Annotated in this window: 19 protein-coding genes; 10 read left to right on the forward strand and 9 right to left on the reverse strand. The window is 60.2% G+C overall.

Annotated features, from left to right (window positions below; all coding sequences use genetic code 11):
* Positions 1–217: 217 nt before the first annotated feature.
* Positions 218–667, reverse strand: coding sequence for a methyltransferase family protein (locus ACR0E6_RS07940; RefSeq protein ID WP_170452009.1), 450 nt, complete (start codon positions 665–667; stop codon positions 218–220).
* Positions 668–839: 172 nt separating this feature from the next.
* On the opposite strand from ACR0E6_RS07940, the gene kynU reads away from it, so the two are divergent.
* Positions 840–2,033, forward strand: coding sequence for a kynureninase (gene kynU / locus ACR0E6_RS07945; RefSeq protein WP_480582242.1), 1,194 nt, complete (start codon positions 840–842; stop codon positions 2,031–2,033).
* Here kynU and ACR0E6_RS07950 read toward each other — a convergent pair.
* Positions 2,026–2,604, reverse strand: coding sequence for a TetR/AcrR family transcriptional regulator (locus ACR0E6_RS07950; protein ID WP_480582244.1), 579 nt, complete (start codon positions 2,602–2,604; stop codon positions 2,026–2,028). The genes kynU and ACR0E6_RS07950 overlap by 8 nt on opposite strands.
* A gap of 99 nt (positions 2,605–2,703) precedes the next feature.
* Between ACR0E6_RS07950 and ACR0E6_RS07955 the strand changes: the two genes are divergently transcribed.
* Positions 2,704–3,168, forward strand: a complete 465-nt coding sequence (locus ACR0E6_RS07955; RefSeq protein WP_170452014.1) for a (2Fe-2S)-binding protein — start codon at positions 2,704–2,706, stop codon at positions 3,166–3,168.
* Positions 3,169–3,171: 3 nt separating this feature from the next.
* The gene (locus ACR0E6_RS07960; protein ID WP_480582246.1) at positions 3,172–5,412 is read left to right on the forward strand and encodes a xanthine dehydrogenase family protein molybdopterin-binding subunit; all 2,241 of its coding nucleotides are present in this window, start codon (positions 3,172–3,174) and stop codon (positions 5,410–5,412) included.
* A 56-nt stretch (positions 5,413–5,468) separates the two neighbouring features.
* Here the strand turns inward: ACR0E6_RS07960 and ACR0E6_RS07965 are convergent, their stop codons facing one another.
* The 5 genes from ACR0E6_RS07965 to ACR0E6_RS07985 all read right to left on the reverse strand — a co-directional run bounded on the left by ACR0E6_RS07965 (position 5,469) and on the right by ACR0E6_RS07985 (position 10,840).
* Positions 5,469–6,413, reverse strand: a complete 945-nt coding sequence (locus ACR0E6_RS07965; protein ID WP_480582248.1) for an autotransporter outer membrane beta-barrel domain-containing protein — start codon at positions 6,411–6,413, stop codon at positions 5,469–5,471.
* Positions 6,350–6,742: a hypothetical protein gene (locus tag ACR0E6_RS07970; protein ID WP_480582250.1), complete on the reverse strand. Its 393-nt coding sequence runs from the start codon at positions 6,740–6,742 to the stop codon at positions 6,350–6,352. Before ACR0E6_RS07970 ends, ACR0E6_RS07965 begins: the two co-directional genes overlap by 64 nt.
* 540 nt (positions 6,743–7,282) lie before the next feature.
* Positions 7,283–8,062: a gamma-glutamyl-gamma-aminobutyrate hydrolase family protein gene (locus ACR0E6_RS07975; protein ID WP_170452023.1), complete on the reverse strand. Its 780-nt coding sequence runs from the start codon at positions 8,060–8,062 to the stop codon at positions 7,283–7,285.
* A gap of 134 nt (positions 8,063–8,196) precedes the next feature.
* Complete coding sequence (locus ACR0E6_RS07980) at positions 8,197–8,622, reverse strand: heme-binding protein (RefSeq protein ID WP_170452025.1); 426 nt, start codon at positions 8,620–8,622, stop codon at positions 8,197–8,199.
* 82 nt (positions 8,623–8,704) lie between these two features.
* Positions 8,705–10,840 (reverse strand): malate synthase G, encoded by a 2,136-nt coding sequence (locus ACR0E6_RS07985; RefSeq protein ID WP_480582252.1) that lies wholly within the window; start codon positions 10,838–10,840, stop codon positions 8,705–8,707.
* A 217-nt stretch (positions 10,841–11,057) separates the two neighbouring features.
* On the opposite strand from ACR0E6_RS07985, the gene pepN reads away from it, so the two are divergent.
* The 6 genes from pepN (at position 11,058) to ACR0E6_RS08015 (ending at position 18,841) form a co-directional block, all read left to right on the forward strand.
* Entirely contained in the window at positions 11,058–13,610 is a 2,553-nt protein-coding gene (pepN, locus tag ACR0E6_RS07990) for an aminopeptidase N (protein WP_480582254.1), read from the forward strand.
* Positions 13,607–14,035: a hypothetical protein gene (locus tag ACR0E6_RS07995; RefSeq protein ID WP_170523442.1), complete on the forward strand. Its 429-nt coding sequence runs from the start codon at positions 13,607–13,609 to the stop codon at positions 14,033–14,035. Before pepN ends, ACR0E6_RS07995 begins: the two co-directional genes overlap by 4 nt.
* 130 nt (positions 14,036–14,165) lie before the next feature.
* Positions 14,166–15,422 (forward strand): hypothetical protein, encoded by a 1,257-nt coding sequence (locus ACR0E6_RS08000; RefSeq protein WP_480582256.1) that lies wholly within the window; start codon positions 14,166–14,168, stop codon positions 15,420–15,422.
* Positions 15,423–15,500: 78 nt separating this feature from the next.
* Positions 15,501–17,012: an Asp-tRNA(Asn)/Glu-tRNA(Gln) amidotransferase subunit GatB gene (gene gatB, locus ACR0E6_RS08005; protein WP_480582258.1), complete on the forward strand. Its 1,512-nt coding sequence runs from the start codon at positions 15,501–15,503 to the stop codon at positions 17,010–17,012.
* A gap of 93 nt (positions 17,013–17,105) precedes the next feature.
* Positions 17,106–18,350: a peptidase T gene (gene pepT, locus ACR0E6_RS08010; protein WP_480582260.1), complete on the forward strand. Its 1,245-nt coding sequence runs from the start codon at positions 17,106–17,108 to the stop codon at positions 18,348–18,350.
* A gap of 80 nt (positions 18,351–18,430) precedes the next feature.
* Complete coding sequence (locus tag ACR0E6_RS08015) at positions 18,431–18,841, forward strand: MSCRAMM family adhesin (RefSeq protein ID WP_170452043.1); 411 nt, start codon at positions 18,431–18,433, stop codon at positions 18,839–18,841.
* 23 nt (positions 18,842–18,864) lie between these two features.
* Here the strand turns inward: ACR0E6_RS08015 and ACR0E6_RS08020 are convergent, their stop codons facing one another.
* Together ACR0E6_RS08020 and ACR0E6_RS08025 are read right to left on the reverse strand one after the other, a co-directional pair.
* The gene (locus ACR0E6_RS08020; RefSeq protein ID WP_170452045.1) at positions 18,865–19,926 is read right to left on the reverse strand and encodes a glycosyltransferase family 4 protein; all 1,062 of its coding nucleotides are present in this window, start codon (positions 19,924–19,926) and stop codon (positions 18,865–18,867) included.
* Positions 19,927–20,187: 261 nt separating this feature from the next.
* Positions 20,188–20,442, reverse strand: coding sequence for a BolA family protein (locus ACR0E6_RS08025; RefSeq protein WP_170452047.1), 255 nt, complete (start codon positions 20,440–20,442; stop codon positions 20,188–20,190).
* A gap of 107 nt (positions 20,443–20,549) precedes the next feature.
* Between ACR0E6_RS08025 and ACR0E6_RS08030 the strand changes: the two genes are divergently transcribed.
* Positions 20,550–21,176: a J domain-containing protein gene (locus ACR0E6_RS08030; protein WP_170452049.1), complete on the forward strand. Its 627-nt coding sequence runs from the start codon at positions 20,550–20,552 to the stop codon at positions 21,174–21,176.
* The last annotated feature ends 92 nt before the right edge of the window (positions 21,177–21,268 follow it).

Raw genomic sequence — 21,268 nt, forward strand, 5'->3', positions numbered from 1 at the left:
TACCCCAGCTTCTGCAACTGAACCGCAGACTCAGGCGTCATCGCAACCCGATTCTCACCCTCATATATCTCTCTTGGTGTGCCTATTTTCACTGGCAATCTCCCGTGGTTCCAAGGCCGAGCAGGTCCTCGGTATTGATTGTTAAGAAAACGTGTATCTCGCGCAATTTTATTTCGCAAGCGCAGCATTTGTTACGTTGTGTCATTGCCGCCCCCTCCTAAACCCAGCGCCGTGTCTTGCGTTCGTAACGGGCGAAATCGGCGCGAAAGGTGCGGCGCAGCCGGTCTTCTTCGGGCAGGATGAAGCGCCGCTCCAACACCCAGACAAAGATCGGGACAAGAGCAAGCGACACGACCGCGTCGAACCGCAGGATCAGCCCCGCCAGAATAAGAACGTCGCCCAGATAGATCGGGTTGCGGCTGCGCTTGTAGATGCCGGACTGCACCATCGCGCTGGGTGTTCCATGGGGGATGACGGTGGTCTGATGCCGCCGAAACTCGACAACGGCCAGGACCGCCAGAAGGATGCCGCCGCCGATCAGCACTCCGCTGATCAGATCGGTCAGCCCCCCGTCAAGCGACAGACCAAAGCTGAGGAACCGCGCCTGCAGCCAGGCCAGCAGGACAAAACCCGCAAGCCAAACAGGGGGAACATCAATCCAGCGCATTGCAATCCTCGAAGATTGACGCCACGTAAGGGCACGTGTCGTTTCTGGGCGCTGTCCTATCGTTTTCAGACCAAAATAGCAAAACCCCAGTATGTCGCATCAATGGACAGGGCGGCGGGGATCGTTTACGCCCAAGGTAACCCGCGACTTTGAAACGATAAAGTGAGCTGCCATGACTGATTTCGCCGCAACCAAGGCCATGTTCACGCTGCCCGATGGCATGGTGTATCTGGACGGGAACTCTTTGGGGCCTGTACCCAAAGGGGCGGCGGACCGGGTTCAGGCCATGATGTCCGATGAATGGGGCCAGATGCTGATCACGGGCTGGAACAAGGCCGGGTGGATGGGGATGCCGGTGGGTCTGGGCGACCGGATCGGGCGGCTGCTCGGTGCCGAGCCCGGCAGCGTTGTTGTCGGCGACACGCTATCGATCAAGGTCTATCAGGCCGTTGCCTCGGCTTTGGAACTGAACCCGGACCGCCGGGTTGTGCTGTCAGACAATGGCAACTTCCCGTCCGATCTGTATATGGCCGAAGGGCTGTTGCGATCGCTCGGCGCGGAATACGAGCTGCGCGTGGTTGACCCCGAACAGGTGGCCGAGGCGCTGACGGACGAGGTTGCCGTTCTGATGCTGACCGAGGTCGACTATCGCACCGGGCGGATGCATGACATGAAGGCGCTGACAGAACAGGCCCATGCCAAAGGCGTGGTGACAGTTTGGGATCTGGCGCATTCGGCAGGTGCGATCCCGGTGGATCTGGCCGGGTGCAATGCCGATTTCGCCGTGGGTTGCACGTATAAATATCTCAACGGCGGACCGGGTGCGCCCGCCTTTATCTACGTCGCGCCGCGCCTTTCAGACCAGGTGCGCCCGGCCTTGTCCGGCTGGTTGGGGCACGAGGCTCCGTTTGCCTTTGATCTGGATTATCGCCCCGGTACCGGGATCGAACGGATGCGGGTCGGGACTCCGCCGGTTATTCAGATGACCGCATTGTCAGCAGCGATGGACATTTGGGACTTGGCTGAGATGGACGATGTGCGCGCCAAGTCCATCGAACTGACCGAACGTTTCATTGCCCGCGTCGAGGCCACCTGCCCCGATCTGGAACTTGCCAGTCCGCGTGATCCGGCCCAGCGCGGCAGCCAGATTTCATTCCGGTTCTCCGACGGTTATGCCGCGATGCAAGCGCTTATTGCCCGTGGCGTGATCGGTGATTTCCGGGCCCCGGACATCATGCGCTTTGGGTTCACTCCGCTTTATATCGATGAAGGGGACGTGGATCGGGCCGTCGAAATTCTGGCAGATATCATGAGCAACCGGCTTTGGGACCGGCCCGAATACAAGATCCGCCAGCGGGTTACCTGACCTCCAACCCGGCCCCGATCAATGCCGCCAACTGGGCAATGCGCCGTTCAAAATCCTGGGCACTGGATGAGGTCAGCTTGATGCCCTTCAGGCTTGCTGTAATGGTCGTGGCCGTCTCATGCGGCGCGGCGAAGATTTGCGCACGGCCTTCGGCTTGCATCCTGGTCAGCCACGCAGCGAAAAGATCGGTCAGATCGGCTTCACCCTGTTCGACTATGTCGGTCGACATGGATTTGGTCGTATCCAGCATTTCGACCCCGTGGGGCGAGGCCAGAATAGCCGCCATACCATCCATTTGTGCCCTGACAGCTGACGCAAGAATATCCGAAACCGATCCTTCGACCGCCAGAGCCTTGGCCACGGCGGCAATCTTCTCTGCGTAATGCAGTTGCGTCAGCTCGCGAACAATCGCCTCTTTGTTCTTGTAGTGCAAATAGACAGCAGGGCGGGACATTCCAGCGCCGCGCGCTATGTCATCCATCGAGGTCTTGCGGAAGCCATAGCTGGAAAACGCCTGAAACGCCGAGTCCAGGATGGCCTTTTGCCGTCTGTCTTCACTTGAATCCTTCATTTCCGAAGCTCTGACAGTTTTCGTCTATTTTGTCAATTGACACACTGACACTTTTCACCAATTATGTCAGAAACTGCCACAGCGAGCGAGAGGTGTGCCATGGCGACCACCCTGAAAATCAACGGAACAGCGCATCAGGTTGACCTGCCTGATGACGTCCCCCTGCTTTGGGTTTTGCGGGACGAGGTCGGATTGACCGGCACCAAATTCGGCTGCGGCGTCGCTGCCTGCGGGGCCTGCACGGTTCATATCGATGGCGAGGCTGTTCGATCCTGTCAGGTCGCCCTGTCGGATGTCTGGGGCGATGTGACCACGATCGAAGGCGTCGGCAGCCCCGCGGCGATGTCGGCGATCCAGCAGGCTTGGGTTGACCATCAGGTGGCGCAATGCGGCTACTGCCAGTCCGGGCAGATCATGCAGGCGGCGGCTTTGCTGGCCGAAAACCCCTCGCCCACGGACACTGACATTGACGAGGCGATGCAGGGCAACCTGTGCCGCTGTGGCACTTACCCCCGCATCCGCGCAGCGATCCACGACGCTGCTGGCAAGTTGAAGGAGGCGTAAGTTATGGGCAAAGTTGGAAAAATCCTGCGCCGCACCTTCCTGATCGGGTCTGCCGCTATTGTTGGCGGCGTGGCCTTTGGGGCCTATTACGTCACCCGGCCCGCCGCCAACCCGCTGAAACCCGGCGACGGCGAGGCCGCGCTGAACCCGTTCATCCTGATCGACCAGAACGGCGTGACGCTGTTTGCCCCCCGCGCCGAGATGGGACAGGGCGTACAAACCACCTGGGCCGCGTTGATTGCCGAGGAACTGGACGTCGATCTGGACCAGATCACCGTTCTGCACGGCCCCGCAGCGGCGGCCTATTACAACTCGGCCCTGATTGGTGAAGGTCTGCCCAACAAGGGCTACGATATCTCGAATTTCCAGCACAATCTGGGCGAGGCTCTGGGCGTTCTGGGCAGAACACTCAGCCTGCAGGTCACCGGCGGTTCGACCTCGATGAAGGACGGGTTCGAACGGATGCGGCAGGCCGGGGCATCGGCGCGTGAGACGCTGAAACGGGCTGCGGCGGATCGTCTGGGCGTTGATCCCTCGCAACTGCAAACCGCCTCGGGCCATGTGATCGCGCCGAATGGCGACAAGATTTCCTATACCGAGCTTGCGATGGACGCCGCTGGTTTGGAACCGGTCGAGGTGTCCCTGCGCGATCCGTCCGAATGGCGTTATCTGGGTCAGACCCAGCCACGTCTGGATATGGTGGAAAAGGCCACCGGCACCGCTGAATTCGGCGTCGATGTGCGCCTGCCCGGCATGAAATTCGCCGCCGTTCGTATGAACCCCAAACTGGGCGGAGCGATGAACGGCTTTGATGACAGCACCGCAAAATCCATGCCCGGCGTCGAACAGATCGTCGATCTGGGCACCGGCGTTGCGGTCATTGCCAACAACACCTGGCTCGCCAATCAGGCGGTCGAGGCCATCGAGGTCGACTGGGGCGACGCCTCTTACCCACCCGACACCGATGGCATTTTCGCCAAGATCGCCGAGGCCTTTGACGACTCGCCGAACTCGACCATGCGCGACGACGGCGATGTCAGCGTCACCCCCGAAGGCGCAACCGAGATCACGGCGGAATACCAGCTGCCCTACCTTGCCCACGCGACGATGGAGCCGATGAACGCCACTGCGCTTTACACCGGAGACGCGCTGGAACTGTGGTGCGGCAACCAGGCCCCGACCCTGATCCAGTTCCGCGTCGCCAACACCGCCGGGCTGGAGACCGAACAGGTGCAGATTCACACCACCTATCTGGGCGGCGGTTTCGGTCGGCGCGGAGAGCTGGACTTTGGTGAGATCGCCACCAAGGTTGCCATGGCCATGCCCGGAACCCCGGTGCAAACCACCTGGAGCCGCGAAGAAGACATGCGCCACGACTATTTCCGCCCCGGTGCCATCGCCCGGATACGGGGCGCGGTTCTGGACGGCAAGGCAGTTCTGATCGACGGTCAGGTGGCGGCACAATCCTGCACGCAACAGGCGGTTCAGCGCTATACCGGCATGCCAGGCGCAGGCCCCGACAAGGTTCTGGTCGAAGGGTTCTTTAACCAGCCCTATGCGGTCCCGAACTATCGCGTGAGCGGCCATATCGCCGATCTGGATGTCCCCGTGGGCTTCTGGCGCTCGGTCGGGAACAGCCATAACGGGTTTTTCCATGAAACCTTCATGGACGAACTGGCCCACGCCGCTGGCCGCGATCCGCTGGAATTCCGGCTGGAGTTGATGAAGGGTGAACATGCACCCTCGGCCGGTTGCCTGGAAGCAGTGAAAGAAATGTCCGGCTGGACGGGTCAAACACCCAACGGCGTCGGGCGCGGCGTGGCCTTCACCTACAGCTTCGGAACACCTGTAGCTCAGGTCATCGAAGTGGTCGACAAAGACGGCACCATCCGCATCAACAAGGCGTGGATCGCGTGCGACATGGGGCTGGCGCTGGACCCGGAAAACGTCAAGGCCCAGATGTTTGGCGGCATGATGTATGGCCTGTCGGCGGCCTGTTACGGCGAGATCACCTTTGCCGAAGGCGAGGTCGAGCAGTACAACTTCCCCGACTACGACGCGATCCGCATGCACACAGCCCCGCAGGTCGAGGTGCGCGTGCTGGAAACCAACCGTCATATGGGCGGCGCGGGCGAGCCCGGCACGCCGCCTTCAATGCCAGCACTGGGCAACGCACTGTTCGACCTGACCGGCGAACGCGCCCGCACCCTGCCGTTGATGAAGCAGTTCAATCTGCTGATCTGAGCGAACACCCCGGCCCTGTCCGTGCAGGGCCGGGGATCAATCTGCATTCGACACAGTCAGAAATTGACCGACAGGAAGATGGATGCCTCGGTCGCATCCAAATCATCCTCGAACAGACCCAGATATCCCAGTGTCGCTTCCAGGAAAACGGCCTCGCTAGCACGTCCCCGTACGCCGATACGCGTAGCCCATGTCACATCTGACTGCGATGTTGCGCTGACCCCAATTTCGTCCCGCTCGAACCAGTAGGTTGCGCTGAGCGACGCAAACGGAGATACAACGGACCGCGACGTGACAAACGGCCTGCTCACCTCCAACTCCGGCGTCAGGGCACTGTATCTGACTTTGGCAACCTCGCCGATTATGTTGGTAGGCTGGCCCAGAACCGTGCCGGTCAGGTCGTACTCTTCGGCGCTGTAATTGTAGTAGTCAAAGGCGATAGACGGTCTGATCAGGTACCGCCCGGCCTCGTATTGGCCAATAGCTTCCAGATTGGCGCGCCATCGCGTGCGGTCGAAATCGCCGCTCAGCTCAAGCACACCGACATCCGTTGAAAACTTACCAAACGTTGCCAAGCCATTGAGGACCCATCGGTCTGACATGCGCCAGGCGAAATAGGGACCGGCCGCGAATCCTTGGGTGTCCTGCGTGAACTGACCCTCAAAACCTTCGACATCAATACTTTCCATCTCGACCTGAAAGCCAATCACCAGATCTTCTCGTACCAGCCGATCGATACCAGCAGCGAAATACCTGTCATTGACATCAACCTCATTGACGCCGCGCGTATCCTCGATTTCCGTGTAGGAGAAATCCGTCCAGACGTTCCATGGCGATGGCAGCGCAAGATCCCGGCCTTCCGTCAATGGCGGCCCGGCAACAATAGGAACAACTTGAGGGTCACATAGCGCGGGATCCAGCTTGCCTGTCGCCGCGTTTACACATTCCGCTCGGGCAACGCCGGTTCCACCACCAGACGAGCCGGGCTGTGTACGCGGCACAACGACCGCTGTCGACCCACCTCCGGGAAACCCGCCAGATCCTCCAGAACTCCCCGCGAAACCACCCGTTCCGCCGCTGCTGCCAGTGCCGCCGCTGCTGCTGCCAGTGCCGCCGCTGCTGCTGCCACCGGTGCCGCCGCCGCTGCCACCGGTTCCACCACTGCTACTGCCGCCGCCAAAACCGCCGCTTCCGCCGCCAAAGCCGCCACCGCTGCTTCCGCCACCGAAGCCACCACTGCCGCCACCGGTTCCACCACTGCTACCACCGGAACCGCCGCTACCGTTCCCTCCACCGGACCCGCCGTTGCTGCCACCAGAGCTACTGCCACCACCGGGCAAGCTCCAATTTCTTTGTTGGTTTTGGGTGTCGATCAAACAATCGCGACCGTTTGGGGCTCCGCCTACCTCGAACAGCCGATGCACGCCGCCGTTTCCGTTCGACACAAAAGGTGAAAAACTCAGATGAACGCCACTGCGTGACCTGCTCCATGTATCGACCGTTGTGTTGCGCTGCGCGGCTTCAAGACGGAATTTTCCTTGCCCTGTCGCGGATAGCCAAACGGATGACGCCGAGTTCGGGGTGCGACCGATATAAAGTAACTCACCCAAAGAACCGCATTGCTGCGCCGCTACATCAGCGGCAATACCAAAAGTCGCAAAACACGCGGCCATAAAGAGACCAGAGTACCGCCGCATCCGCTTTAAAGGTCGTCGCATATCAGGCCCCAAAGTTGCGTTTCGGGCAAACGGCCCAAGGCAAAGCACGATGGCCCAAGCCTCTCAAACGCAAACACGGCCAAGCAAGCCAAATTGGCTACAATAAAATCTAAATTTGAGAATGTGGCGGATATGCAAACGCCCGATACGTATCAGGCCGATTTCTGAAAGGCACCTGTTTTGTGGCCGCAACTCCATAAATGCACAGCCGCCCCAAAGGCTTCGAACAATGGGCGGGACACCGGGTCGTTGACCGCATCCCATTCCGGATGCCACTGTACCGACAACGTAAAGCCCGGCGCATCCTTGATATACATCGCTTCTGGCGTCCCATCCGGCGCGTGACCATCGATCACAACCCGCTGGCCGACGGTCTTGATCCCCTGTCCGTGCAACGTATTGGTCATCACCTCGGAAGCACCAAACAGGTCGTGGAAAACGCCACCTTCGGTCAGCGTCACCACATGGCGCAAGGCGAATTTCTCCTCCAGCGTACCGTCCGGCGGCATCCGGTGGTTCATCCGGCCCGGCAAGTCCCGGATCTCGGGGTACAGCGTACCGCCCATGGCCACGTTGACCTCCTGAAACCCGCGGCAAATGCCCAAGAAAGGCTGACCACGCTCCACACAGGCGCGCACCAGCGGCAAGGTGATCGCATCCCGCGCCCGGTCGAAATCGCCATGGGCATCGGTTGCAGGCTCGCCATATTCCTCGGGGTGCACATTGGGGCGACCACCGGTCAGCAGAAACCCGTCGCAGGTCTCAAGCAGCTCATCGACCGAGACAAACCGCGGATCCGCCGGGATCAGCAGTGGCAAACAGTCCGAGACATTGGCCACCGCATCCGAATTCATCGTCCCGCCCGCATGGGTCGGGTATTGATCATTCATCAGGTAAGAATTGCCAATGATGCCTACGACGGGCCGCGCCATTCCAATGTCCTTGCTGTTGCACTGATTGGAATGGACGCTAACGGCAGACTTGGGAACGTGCAACAGAACACGCCCTGCATGACAGCGCAACGCAATGTTCAACTGCGCACAAGCGTAAACCTGCGACCGGTTGATCAGATCTCCCCGGTCAACCCGGCGGCCTCGATCCCGGCCATGCCCGCCACGGCGTCGTTGTCCGAGGTATCGCCGGTCACGCCAACCGCGCCAATCACAGCGCCCTTCTTGTCCCGCAACAGAATGCCGCCCGGCACAGGAATGACCTGACCACCATAGGCGCCGTTCACCGAGGCCATGAAATAGGCCTGCGCCTCGGCCCGTTGCATCTGCGCCGTCCCCGCCATGCCCAGCATGACAGAACCATAGGCCTTGCCCTGCGCAATCGCGAACCGACCGGGGGCCGCGCCATCCTCGCGCTCAAACGCAATGACATGACCGCCCGCGTCCAGAACCACAACGGACAGAGGCTTCAGCTCCATCTCATGCCCCTTTTCCAGAGCCTTACGAATGATGGTGCGCGCCTTGCGCAAGGAAATGCCCATACCTGATCCCTTTCATCTGGCCAAAAATATCTTCGGGGGAGTGCGAGGGGGCAGACAGCCCCCTCGTTCCCGCCATTGCCGCCTAGCCCCGGCTGGCTTTGAATTCCAACCGCCGCGCATGCAGAACCGGCTCGGTATAGCCCGAAGGCTGAATGCGGCCCTTGAAAACCAGATCGCAAGCGGCCTGGAAAGCAATACCGTCGAAGCCGGGTGCCATAGGTACATAGGCCGCATCGTCCGCGTTCTGGCGATCCACCACTGCAGCCATCTTCCGCATCGCCGCCATGACCTGTTCTTCGCTCACCACGTCGTGGTGCAACCAGTTGGCCAGTGCCTGAGACGAAATCCGACAGGTCGCCCGGTCCTCCATCAGGCCGATATCGTTGATATCCGGCACTTTCGAACAGCCCACGCCCTGATCGACCCAGCGTACTACATAGCCAAGAATGCCCTGCGCGTTGTTCTCGATCTCGCGGTTGATCTCATCCGCGCTCAGGTTGCGCCCACCCAGCAGCGGGATGGTCAGCAGATCCTCCAGCGTGCCACGGGGTCCACCACCGGCCAGTTCGTCCTGACGGTCCAGGACACTGACTTTATGATAATGCGTCGCGTGCAGGGTCGCGGCAGTTGGTGACGGCACCCAGGCGCAGGTGGCACCGGATTGCGGATGGCCGATCTTGGCCTCCAGCATGTCTCCCATCCGGTCAGGCATCGCCCACATGCCTTTGCCGATCTGTGCCTTGCCTTTCAGGCCGCAGGCCAAGCCGATATCGACATTGCGATCCTCGTAAGACGCAATCCATGGCGTGTTCTTGATGTCGCCTTTCGGCAGCATCGGGCCGGCCTCCATCGAGGTGTGGATCTCATCCCCCGTCCGATCAAGGAACCCGGTATTGATGAACGCCACCCGCGATTTCGCAGCCCGAATACACTCGCCAAGGTTCACCGACGTGCGGCGTTCCTCATCCATGATGCCCAGCTTCACGGTATTGCGCGGCAGGCCCAGAATGTCTTCGACCATGTCGAAAATCTCGACCGAGAAAGCCACTTCTTCCGGCCCGTGCATCTTGGGTTTGACCACATAGACCGACCCGGCGACCGAGTTCCCGCCCTCGCGCTTGAGGTCATGCATCGCGATCAGAGTGGTACAAAGCGCATCCATCAGCCCTTCGCCGATCTCGCTCCCTTCACCGTCCAGTACCGCGGGGTTGGTCATCAGGTGGCCCACATTGCGCACCAGCATCAGCGAGCGGCCCTTCAGCGTTGCCTGCTCTCCCCCAGCGGTGGTGTAACCCACGTCATCCGCCAATTTGCGGGTAAAGGTCTTGCCGCCCTTTGTGACCTCTTCGGTCAGGTCGCCCTTCATCAGACCCAGCCAGTTGCTATAGGCCACCACCTTGTCCGCGGCATCGACACAGGCGACCGAGTCCTCGCAGTCCATAATCGTGGACAACGCAGATTCCAGACGCATATCCGCGATCCCGGCAGGGTCCGTCGCCCCGATATTGCTGGTTGGATCGATCATGATCTGAATGTGCAGGCCGTTGTTCTTCAGCAGCACAAATTCGGGCGCATCCGCAGCGCCTCCAAAGCCCACAAAGCCCGCCGGGTTGGCCAGAGCGGGCACCAGCGTACCGCCCGCGACGCGCAGGCCGGTAACATCTGCCCACGACCCTTCGGCCAGTGGCACGGCATCATCCAGAAACGATTTGGCCCAGGCGATCACGCGGGCGCCGCGCTCGGTATCGTACCCGCCACCTTCGGGCAGATCGCCCATCGCGTCGGTGCCGTACAGCGCATCATACAGGCTTCCCCAGCGCGCATTGGCGGCGTTCAGCGCAAAGCGAGCGTTGGTGATCGGCACCACCAGCTGCGGGCCGGGGGTCAGCGCGATCTCGGGGTCGACACTGGTGGTTTCGATCTGAAACGCCGCGCCGTCTTCGACCAGATAGCCGATCTCGCGCAGGAAGGTCTGATAGGCGGCGGCGTCATGATCCTGACCCATATTCGCCAGATGCCAGCCATCGATGCGGCCCTGAATCTCATTGCGTTTGGCCAGCAGCGCCTTGTTCCTTGGCCCCAACTCTTCGACCATTCGGGACAGGCCGGACCAGAATGTTTCCGGCGACACGCCCGTTCCCGGCAGCGCCTGACCTTCGATAAAACCGGTCAGTTCTGCGGAAATCTGCAGGCCGCTCCGGGTTTCTCTGCTGCTCATCTACCACGTCTCCCGCTTTTGTACGCCACTGTATGCCGTTCTCAATTAGGACGGATGTTTCCGATAGGCAACTCTTCTTGGGAAATTCATCCACCAAACCCACCACACACACCAGAGCAAACCAAAACCCGAGAACCGGATGGCCGACGCCACCCTGCTTGCAGCCCGGCGGCGCACCCCCTAACGTCGCGCCCGAAGCAATCGATACGAGGCCCCGATGCGCGACGCTGCCCCAACCACGATCTATCTGAAAGACTACACGCCCTTCGGCTATCTGGTGGATAATGTGCATCTGACCTTTGATCTGGCCGATCACGCCACCCGCGTCACCTCGCGCATTGCGTTCCGGCCGAACCCCGAGGCCACAGACCGCACGTTTTTCCTGCATGGCGAGGATCTGACCCTGATCCGCGCCGCCATTGACGGTGTCGATGTCACGCCCGAAATCACCGACAAGGGCCTGACTGCCACTGCCCCGGATGCCCCGTTCATCTGGGAGGCTGTCGTCGAGATCGACCCCGGCAACAACACCGCGCTTGAGGGGCTGTATATGTCGAACGGCATGTACTGCACCCAATGCGAGGCCGAGGGGTTTCGCAAAATCACCTATTACCCCGACCGCCCCGATGTGATGTCCACCTTCACCGTGCGCATCAATGGCGACCTGCCTGTGCTGCTGTCCAACGGCAACCCCACCGGCCATGGCGAGGGCTGGGCCGAATGGACCGATCCGTGGCCCAAGCCCGCATACCTGTTCGCGCTGGTCGCAGGTGACCTGATCGCCCACTCTGACCGTTTCACCACCATGTCGGGCCGCGAAGTCGATCTGAACCTCTGGGTCCGCCCCGGCGACGAGGGCAAATGCGCCTTCGGCATGGACGCCCTGAAAAAGTCGATGAAATGGGACGAGGACGTCTATGGCCGCGAATACGATCTGGATGTGTTCAACATCGTCGCCGTGGACGATTTCAACATGGGTGCGATGGAGAACAAGGGACTGAACATCTTCAACTCCTCGGCCGTTCTGGCCAGCCCGGAAACCTCGACCGATGTGAATTTCGAACGGATCGAGGCGATCATCGCGCATGAGTATTTCCACAACTGGACCGGCAACCGCATCACCTGCCGCGACTGGTTCCAGCTGTGTCTGAAAGAGGGGCTGACCGTCTTCCGCGATGCACAGTTCACGTCCGACATGCGTTCGGCCCCGGTAAAGCGCATCCATGACGCCATCGATCTGCGTGCACGGCAATTCCCCGAGGATAACGGGCCACTGTCGCATCCGGTGAGACCAGAAAGCTTTCAGGAAATCAACAACTTCTACACCGCGACCGTCTATGAAAAGGGGGCCGAGGTGATCGGCATGCTGAAACGACTTGTCGGGGATGAAGCCTACGCAAAGGCGCTGGGCCTGTATTTCGACCGCCATGACGGGCAGGCCTGCACCATCGAGGATTGGATCAAGGTGTTCGAGGACACAACAGGCCGCGATCTGACCCAATTCAAGCGCTGGTACAGCCAATCCGGAACGCCTCGGGTATCGGTTGCCGAACATTGGGAAGATGGCGCCTATACCCTGACGTTGCGCCAGCGCACCGAACCCACGCCGGGTCAGGACACCAAAGAACCGAAGGTGATCCCCGTCGCCGTGGGCCTGCTTGGCCCCAATGGCGATGAGGTCCGCGCAACCGAGGTGCTAGAACTGACCGAGGCCGAGCAGAGTTTTACCTTCACCGGTCTGGCGGCCAAACCCGTGCCCTCGATCCTGCGCGATTTCTCGGCCCCGGTGATCTTGGAACAAGATCACTCGAATGCCGAACGGGCGTTTCTGCTGGCCCATGATACCGACCCGTTCAACCGCTGGCAGGCGGGGCGCGCGCTGGCCGAGGATACGTTGCTGCGGATGATCTCGGATGAGGCGGTGCCGGATGCCGATTACCTGGATGGTTTGCTGGCGGTATTACGCGATGGCGATCTGGACCCGGCCTACCGCGCGTTGATGCTGGGCCTGCCCACGCAATCCGAACTGGCGGCGGCTTTGTATGAACGGGGCGAAACGCCCGACCCGATGGCAATCTGGACAGCGACCGAGACCCTGCGGCAGGCCACGGCACAGCATCTGCAAGACCTGCTGCCCCGCCTGCACAGCGAGGCTTTGGTGGACGCGCCCTACAAGCCGGATGCGGAACAATCCGGCAAGCGCGCGCTGGGAGGTGCGGCTTTGGCCCTAACCACGCGGTTGGACGGCGGCGCGATGGCGGCGGAGGCCTATTCCAAATCGGACAACATGACCCTGCAACTCTCGGCCCTGTCCTGCCTGTTGCGCGCCCGCAAGGGCGAGGCCGAACTGGCCGCGTTCTATGATCAGTGGCAGCATGACCGTCTGGTGATCGACAAATGGTTCGGGCTGCAGATTGCGATGGCCGCGCCCGAGGCAACGCCAAAAACCGCCCAAACGCTAACACAGCACGCTGATTTCAATTGGAAAAACCCCAACCGCTTCCGCGCCGTGATGGGCGGGCTGGCGATGAACCATGCCGGGTTTCATCAGGCCGATGGCGCAGGGTATCGCTTGCTGGCCGATTGGCTCATTCGCCTGGACCCGGTGAATCCACAGACCACCGCGCGCATGTGTTCGGCATTCCAGACATGGAGGCGATACGACGCAGACCGTCAGGACCTGATCCGCGCGCAACTGACCCGCATTTCCGAGACACCAGACCTGTCACGCGACACGACCGAGATGGTGTCGCGCATTCTGGGCGCATGACGACCTACACGTTCACGCGGCACAACCGGAACCCGCGTACGATCCTGATTCTGATCGGCGTCTATGCCGCTTTGCTGTCCCTGATCATCCTGTTCGACGCGGTGTGGTGGATCGTCGGGTTGCTGTCCCTTGCGACCTTGCCCGCCATCTGGGACGTCGTTCAGGACAGCAGCGCCGGCGTTCAACTGGATCAGGATCATCTGCGCTGGTTTTCAGGCAAAAGACAGGGCGAAATGGCCTTGGATGAAATCCAATACATCCGCTTTGACACGCGCTGGGATTTCTCGGTCCGCGTCTCACTGGTTCTGCACTCGGACAAAAAGGTCCGCCTGCCGGATGAGTCGATTCCACCGCATCGCGCATTCGAAACCGTGCTGGAACAGGCCGGTTTTCGCGTCAAACGCCACCATTTTACCGTTTTCTGAAACGATCCGTGCAACAATGCAAGATTGCGCAGAATTCATAAAAGGTAACGAGCATTTAACTTGAAATAGCCGCAGTTTCCGGCCAATTTTGAGTCGTACGTTACCAGTTTTTAAGTTTTCGAGTTCCACCATGTTCCGGTTTGCACGGGCGCTTTCTGCCCGATTGACAGCTTCCAAACCCCAAACCGCGTCTGATTTCAGCGCAACGTCCGCCTTGGCTGCGGCCTTGCCCGAGCAGGGTCAGCTGAATATTCCCGTGGCCAAATTGGGCCCCGAGGACATGGTCGGGCGCGAAACGATTGAGCGTGGCCGCCATCTGGCGCGTCAGGATCGCTGGGCTGAACTGTCCAAGGAAATGCGTGCCGCTGACGACGCGTGCAAGGCGGCCCCGGACGGGATGCCAATCGCCGATCTTTTGGCCTTTGGCGCGCGTTCCGATGTGGTGCTGGCGGCAGAACATGCCCTGTCCGACGGCAAACCGATTTCGGATTACGACCTTCTGGGTGGCATTTCAGATCTGGAATCCGAATTGCGCGACAATCCCGACGACCCGATGATCGCTCTGGTCGTGGCGCTGGCCCATATCGACATCGCATGGGCGTGGCGCGGAAACGCGGCGGATGCGACCCTACCGCCGCTGCATCGATCGCGCTGTGCGGCGCATTTCGACCGGGCGGCGCAAATCTTGCCGGATTGCAAAGCCGCCGCCCCCAACAGCCCGCTGATCGCGGCTGCGGCATGTGCCTTGCTGGCCGGTCAACGCAAGGCGACGGCGCGGGTTGCAGATGAATATGAACGCCTGATCACCCTGGACCCGAATAATCAGCGCCACATGCGCGCGATGGGCAGCCACCTGCTGCCCCGTTGGTTCGGAAGTTACGAGGAGCTGGAAATTCAGGCCCTGCGCAACGCTGCCCGCACCCATAAGACATGGGGCGCAGGTGGTTATACCTGGGTTCAGTTCGACGCCATCGCGCTGGATGAAGAGGCCTGCGCGCGGTTGGATGTCGAGTATTTCCTGGAAGGTCTGCGGGATATCCTGCAACGGCGACCCGATCAGCAGATGGTCAACATGCTGTCCGCCTATTGCGCAATCACGCTGCAAAACGGGCTGGGCCTGAACGAACAAGCCGATCTGGTGCGCAGCCAGATGCGCGAAGCTGCAAACTGGCTGATCCGCGATCACCTGACCGAGCTTCACCCGCTGATCTGGGCCCATGCGGCGGCCGGATTTAACAACTCGGTCCGCATCAACTCACCCGAGCGGTTTGCCGCGCGCGGACAGCGCGATGCTTTGCGAGCGATTGGCGATTTCTTCCGGGATGAGCTGGGCAGCGGCAAGGATGTGACCTTCACTCCGACCGGCCTGCGGTTTTCGCAGCACTGAATCGCGCCTTCCCCCTTGCCCCTTTGGCGCGCCGGGCATAATACGCTGGTCTAGATTTCTGCGGATATGAGGCGCGCCATGCTCGACCTGACATACGATATGCCCAAAGTCAAAACCATTGCCGGGGCCAAGCACGATTGGGAACTGGTGATCGGGATGGAGGTGCACGCTCAGGTCTCGTCCAATGCCAAGCTGTTTTCTGGCGCATCGACCCAATTCGGGGCCGAGCCGAACGCAAACGTGGCCTTTGTGGACGCGGCGATGCCGGGGATGCTGCCGGTGATCAACGAGTTCTGCGTGGAACAGGCCGTGCGCACCGGGTTGGGCCTGAAGGCGGATATCAATCTGAAATCGGCGTTCGACCGTAAGAACTATTTCTACCCCGACCTGCCGCAGGGCTATCAGATCTCCCAGCTGTACCACCCCATCGTGGGCGAAGGTGAAGTGCTAGTTGAGATGGGCGACGGCACCGCGCGTATGGTCCGCATCGAGCGTATCCATATGGAGCAGGACGCGGGCAAATCGATCCACGACATGGACCCGCATATGTCCTTTGTGGACCTGAACCGCACCGGCGTTTGTCTGATGGAGATCGTGTCGCGCCCCGATATTCGTGGCCCTGAAGAGGCCGCCGCTTATATCGCAAAGCTGCGCCAGATCATGCGTTATCTGGGCACCTGCGACGGCAACATGCAGAACGGCAACCTGCGGGCGGACGTGAACGTCTCGATCTGTTTGCCGGGTGCGTATGAGAAGTATCAGGAAACGCAGGATTTCTCGCATCTGGGCACGCGTTGCGAGATCAAGAACATGAACTCGATGCGCTTTATCCAGCAGGCAATTGAGGTCGAAGCCCGCCGTCAGATTGCCATCGTTGAAGGCGGCGGCACGGTTGATCAGGAAACCCGCCTGTACGACCCGGACAAGGGTGAGACGCGGTCGATGCGGTCCAAGGAAGAAGCGCATGATTACCGCTATTTCCCTGACCCAGATCTGCTGCCGCTGGAGATTGAACAGGCGTGGGTAGACGACATCGCCGCCAAGCTGCCCGAACTTCCTGACGACAAAAAAGCGCGCTTTATCAGCGAATTTGGCCTGACCGATTATGACGCATCCGTTCTGACCGCCGAGGTCGAAAGCGCCGCCTATTTCGAAGAGGTCGCACAGGGCCGCAACGGCAAACTGGCCGCCAACTGGGTCATCAACGAGCTGTTCGGCCGGTTGAAGAAAGAAGATCACGAGATCACCGACTCGCCGGTTTCTCCTGCACAGTTGGGCGGGATCATCGACCTGATCGCCTCGGACGCCATTTCCGGCAAGATCGCCAAGGATCTGTTCGAAATCGTCTATACCGAAGGCGGCGACCCGGCGCAGATCGTCGAAGAACGCGGCATGAAGCAGGTGACGGACACCGGCGCCATCGAGGCTGCCTTGGACGAGATCATCGCCGCCAACCCGGCGCAAGTCGAAAAGGCCAAGGTGAACCCGAAACTGGCGGGCTGGTTTGTTGGTCAGGTGATGAAAGCCACCGGCGGAAAGGCCAACCCCAAGGCCGTGAACGAACTGGTGGCCAAAAAGCTGGGATCGTAAGCCCCCGCTCACCCGGATAGAACGGAGTCAGGCCATCGGCTTGACTCCGTTTTCATTTGCGCCCTTTCTTCGGCAGAGATGACGGAAGGTGCCATGCAGAATAGATTTGATCAGGAACTCGAGGACCGTCTGGTCCGCTACGCGGCCATCGACAGCCAAAGCGATGAGACCTCGGCCACCACCCCCAGCACCGACATTCAGTTCGACATGCTGAACCTGCTGCGTGACGAGCTAAGGGCAATCGGCGCGCAGGATGTCGAACTGACCGGCGACAGCGTGGTTGTGGCGACCATCCCCGGCACCGCGCCCGGCCCGACCATCGGCTTTCTGGCCCATGTCGACACCGCCCCCCAGTTCAACGCCACCGGAGTCAAACCGCGTGTGATCAAGGGGTATAACGGCGGCGACATCTCCTTTCCCGATGATCCCGATCTGGTGCTGTCACCTGCGGAACATCCTTATCTGGCGGAAAAGATCGGTCATGACCTGATCACCGCATCCGGCACCACGCTGCTGGGCGGCGACGACAAGGCGGGCGTGTCGATCCTGATGACAATGGCGCGGCATCTTATTGAAAACCCTGACATCCCCCACGGCCCGATCCGCATCGCCTTCACCCCCGACGAGGAAATCGGCCGTGGTGTGACCCCGCAACTGCCCAAAGATCTGGGGGCCGATTTCGCCTATACGCTGGACGGTCAGGAAGTGGGCGAGATCGAATACGAAAGCTTCTCGGCCGACCGCGCGGTGATTAAAATTACCGGCGTCTCGATCCATCCCGGACTGGCGAAGGACAAGATGGTCAATGCCGCCCACCTCGCCGCCAAGATCGTGCAGACCTTGCCGCAGGCGACCATGACCCCGGAAACCACTGATGGGCGTGATGGTTTCATCCATATCACCGATATGAATGGCGGCTCATCCGAGATGGAGCTCAAACTGATCCTGCGCGATTTCGAGATGGAGGGGCTTGAGGCGCAACGGCAGATCGTGCGTCAGGTCTGCGACGCCGTGCAGGCCACCGAACCGCGTGCGACCATCACCTGCGACATCAGCCATCAATACCGCAACATGCGCTATTGGCTGGAAAACGACATGACGCCCGTCGATCTGGCCCGCGAAGCCTGTCAGGAGCTTGGCATCGAACCACTGTCCGTTCCCATTCGGGGCGGCACGGATGGGTCCCGTCTAACCGAGTTCGGAACCCCCTGCCCCAACCTGTTCACCGGGATGCAATGCATTCACGGACCGCTGGAATGGATTTCGGTACAGGACATGGCACAGGCAACCGAACTGTGCCTGTCGGTTGTGGCCAAGGCGGCGCAGAAAACCGGCTGAATGACGCCATTTTCGCAACCTCCCTTTCGCCCATGGACTGGCGTGCTAAGTTGGCCGCAACAGGCATTAGGAAACAATTGATGCAGCGCTACGAATACAAGGTGATCCCCGCCCCGCAAAAAGGCACCAAGGCCAAGGGCGTCAAAACGGTCGAGGGGCGCTTTGCGGCCTCGGTTGAGCAGGTTTTGAACCAAATGGCGCAGGACGGGTGGGAATACCAGCGGGCGGAACTGCTGCCTAGCGAGGAACGCTCGGGCCTGACCAAATCGACCACGAACTGGCGCAATGTTCTGGTGTTCCGGCGGATGATCGCGGCGGCTGTTGTGCCCACCCCGTCCCCGACCGAAACACCCGAAGGCGTGCCGCTTGCGCAACCTGTTCCGGGGCCGGAGGCCGTGCAAGCGCCCGAGCCCATCGCCGAAGAAGCAGACGAACCGCCCCTGACGCTGAAACACAGCGATGATGCGGCAAAAGAGCCGGACAAAGCCTAAGCCCTGCCGACTGTACCCAACCGCTAAGACGTGACTTCCGCGATCAGGTCATCCCAGACCGAAAACACAAGGTCCGGCGCCAGCCGGTGGCGGATGTCAGTGTGATTGGCCGCCATTTCCGTGCGCATGTGCGGATCCTGTATCAGCTGCAAAGCAGACGCGGCCAGCGCATCGACATCTCCGGTCGGCACCAAAAAACCATTTCGACCGTGATCAATAAGATCGGATGGGCCATAGTCGCAATCGAAGGACACAATGGGGATACCACTGACCGCCGCCTCGGCGACAACATTGTGAAACCCTTCAAAGCGGGACGTCGCCAAAACGATCTCACTGTTTTTTGCCCAAAGACCGACCTCGGGCGTATTGCCCGGCAAATTCACAACGCCCTCAAGCCCCAGATCCCGACGCAGCGTTTCCAATGCGCCGCGTTCGGGGCCCTCTCCGTATATTGTCAGAGTCGTTTCGGGGCTGTGCGCGTGAATACGTTGCATGGCTTGCAAAAGCATATCGAAGCCCTTTTGGGGCACCAGCCGTCCGATCGAAACCAATTGACTCGCGGGTCCGGTCTTTGTCGGGGCAACGACATCAAAGGGCGTAATCGGGTTCGGAATAACAATGCCGCGCTTGCGCAGTGTCGGTGGCAAATCCGCCAGACCTTTCTGTGTCAAAGCGACCACTTTGGCAGCCCGCATCCCCAACACGGCCTTGAGCTTCAACCACAAGGGATGGGCATTTTGCCGTTTTGGGTTGTTGCGCTCGCAAATGATGACTGGAATGCGCTTGTCCAGCGTCGCCAGCAAGGTCAGCACGTTGACCTTGGTCAGAAATGAGATCACCAGATCTGGCTTGAATTGGCGCACTGTTTTTCGGATGTGCATCAAGCGCCTGAGCTGCCCCGACTTCCCGGTCAGCGCGCTGATTTCAACATCGGGGTGATTTTCGAAGTACGGCCCCTGCTCGGGCATGCTGAAGGCCGTCACATGCACCTTCAGCCCACGCCGGGCGAAATGCCCCGACAACATTGAGATGACTTTTTCCGCCCCACCCGGCCCAAATCCGGCCTGTACAAATAGTACTCGCACCAAAACACCCTAAAACAAATCAGCAGGCTTCGTGACGCTAAACCACGCCAGATGTTCGTACAACAAATCGTTTGTTAAATTAAAATTAAGACGAAAAACGGCGCTCTAATTGGTCCCTGGCCTGTTTCTATAACTCTCGCCAAAGTCATAGCCTGAACAATCGCTCTGCAAGTCCGGAATCCCATGCGAATTAGAAACGCAATTTTGACGGCGACCGCTGGAAAACGGCCCAAGCGATTCTGTGATTTGCTTGGAACAGGGTCAGACGTCGATATCCAGCGCCAAAGCATGGATCCGGGGCACAATATCCCCCAACGCCTTGTGCACCGCGCGATGGCGGGCGACGCGGGACTGCCCCTCGAATGCAGAGGCTCGGATGCGGACGTTGAAATGGCTCTCGCCTCCGTCCTGATACCCCGCATGCCCACGATGGCTTTCGCTGTCATCGACAACCTCAAGCTCGCGCGGATCGAATGCGGCTTGCAGGCGGGTTCGGATTTCGTCGGTCACGCTCATTTTTATGCTCAGCGGCAAAAATTTTGCCGCGCCCCTCTTCTACTTTCGGCTGCTTAGACTAAACTGCTGCCTCCGAGTCGAAAAGATGCGTTCGTGAGGATCACAGCATGGCGAAGTCAGACCCCTTCGGATTTGATATGTCCGTTTCCAGCGCCAAGAAAAAGAACCCGCGCGGGCGTCGGGGTATGTCGGGCGCGTCTGAGACCTCGGTGCGGATCTGCGACCACCCGGGATGTGAAGAACCCGGCAAGTACCGCGCGCCCAAAGCACCGGATGTATTGGATGATTTCTACTGGTTCTGCCAGCAGCATGTGCGCGAATATAACCAGAAATGGAACTTCTTCGACGGCACGACCGAGGCCGAGCTGAACGCGCAGCGTTCGAAAGACAAGGTTTGGGAACGTGAAACCAAACCCATGGGCGATCCCGAAGCCCGTGCCTGGGCCCGCCTGGGCATCGAAGACCCCCATCAGGTGTTGGGTTCGAACAGCACCCAGAACAAGGGCCGCACCTCAGGCGGAGGAGGCCGTCGCCTGCCGCCCACCGAGCGTCGTGCAATCGAGATTCTGGAAGCCAATGACAGCTGGTCCAAAGCCGAGGTCCGCAAGGCCTACAAGAAGCTGATCAAGGTACTGCACCCGGACATGAACGGCGGCGACCGCTCGCAAGAGGAACAGCTGCAAGAGGTCGTCTGGGCCTGGGATCAGATCAAGGATAGCCGGAACTTCAAGTGACGTCTGGCCCAAGCCTCGCTTGTTAATAGGGTTGTGGGATCATCAGATACGCCTGATTTGAAGATCGAATTGCACGGGCTGGAATCCCCCAC

The sequence above is a fragment of the Ruegeria sp. AP12 genome (genome assembly GCF_056540025.1).

Coding starts and splice junctions, on each gene's coding strand:
- ACR0E6_RS07940 (WP_170452009.1), bottom strand. CDS start 667: ATGCGCTGGATTGATGTTCCCCCTGTTTGGCTTGCGGGTTTTGTCCTG.
- kynU (WP_480582242.1), top strand. CDS start 840: ATGACTGATTTCGCCGCAACCAAGGCCATGTTCACGCTGCCCGATGGC.
- ACR0E6_RS07950 (WP_480582244.1), bottom strand. CDS start 2,604: ATGAAGGATTCAAGTGAAGACAGACGGCAAAAGGCCATCCTGGACTCG.
- ACR0E6_RS07955 (WP_170452014.1), top strand. CDS start 2,704: ATGGCGACCACCCTGAAAATCAACGGAACAGCGCATCAGGTTGACCTG.
- ACR0E6_RS07960 (WP_480582246.1), top strand. CDS start 3,172: ATGGGCAAAGTTGGAAAAATCCTGCGCCGCACCTTCCTGATCGGGTCT.
- ACR0E6_RS07975 (WP_170452023.1), bottom strand. CDS start 8,062: ATGGCGCGGCCCGTCGTAGGCATCATTGGCAATTCTTACCTGATGAAT.
- ACR0E6_RS07980 (WP_170452025.1), bottom strand. CDS start 8,622: ATGGGCATTTCCTTGCGCAAGGCGCGCACCATCATTCGTAAGGCTCTG.
- ACR0E6_RS07985 (WP_480582252.1), bottom strand. CDS start 10,840: ATGAGCAGCAGAGAAACCCGGAGCGGCCTGCAGATTTCCGCAGAACTG.
- pepN (WP_480582254.1), top strand. CDS start 11,058: ATGCGCGACGCTGCCCCAACCACGATCTATCTGAAAGACTACACGCCC.
- ACR0E6_RS07995 (WP_170523442.1), top strand. CDS start 13,607: ATGACGACCTACACGTTCACGCGGCACAACCGGAACCCGCGTACGATC.
- ACR0E6_RS08000 (WP_480582256.1), top strand. CDS start 14,166: ATGTTCCGGTTTGCACGGGCGCTTTCTGCCCGATTGACAGCTTCCAAA.
- gatB (WP_480582258.1), top strand. CDS start 15,501: ATGCTCGACCTGACATACGATATGCCCAAAGTCAAAACCATTGCCGGG.
- pepT (WP_480582260.1), top strand. CDS start 17,106: ATGCAGAATAGATTTGATCAGGAACTCGAGGACCGTCTGGTCCGCTAC.
- ACR0E6_RS08015 (WP_170452043.1), top strand. CDS start 18,431: ATGCAGCGCTACGAATACAAGGTGATCCCCGCCCCGCAAAAAGGCACC.
- ACR0E6_RS08025 (WP_170452047.1), bottom strand. CDS start 20,442: ATGAGCGTGACCGACGAAATCCGAACCCGCCTGCAAGCCGCATTCGAT.
- ACR0E6_RS08030 (WP_170452049.1), top strand. CDS start 20,550: ATGGCGAAGTCAGACCCCTTCGGATTTGATATGTCCGTTTCCAGCGCC.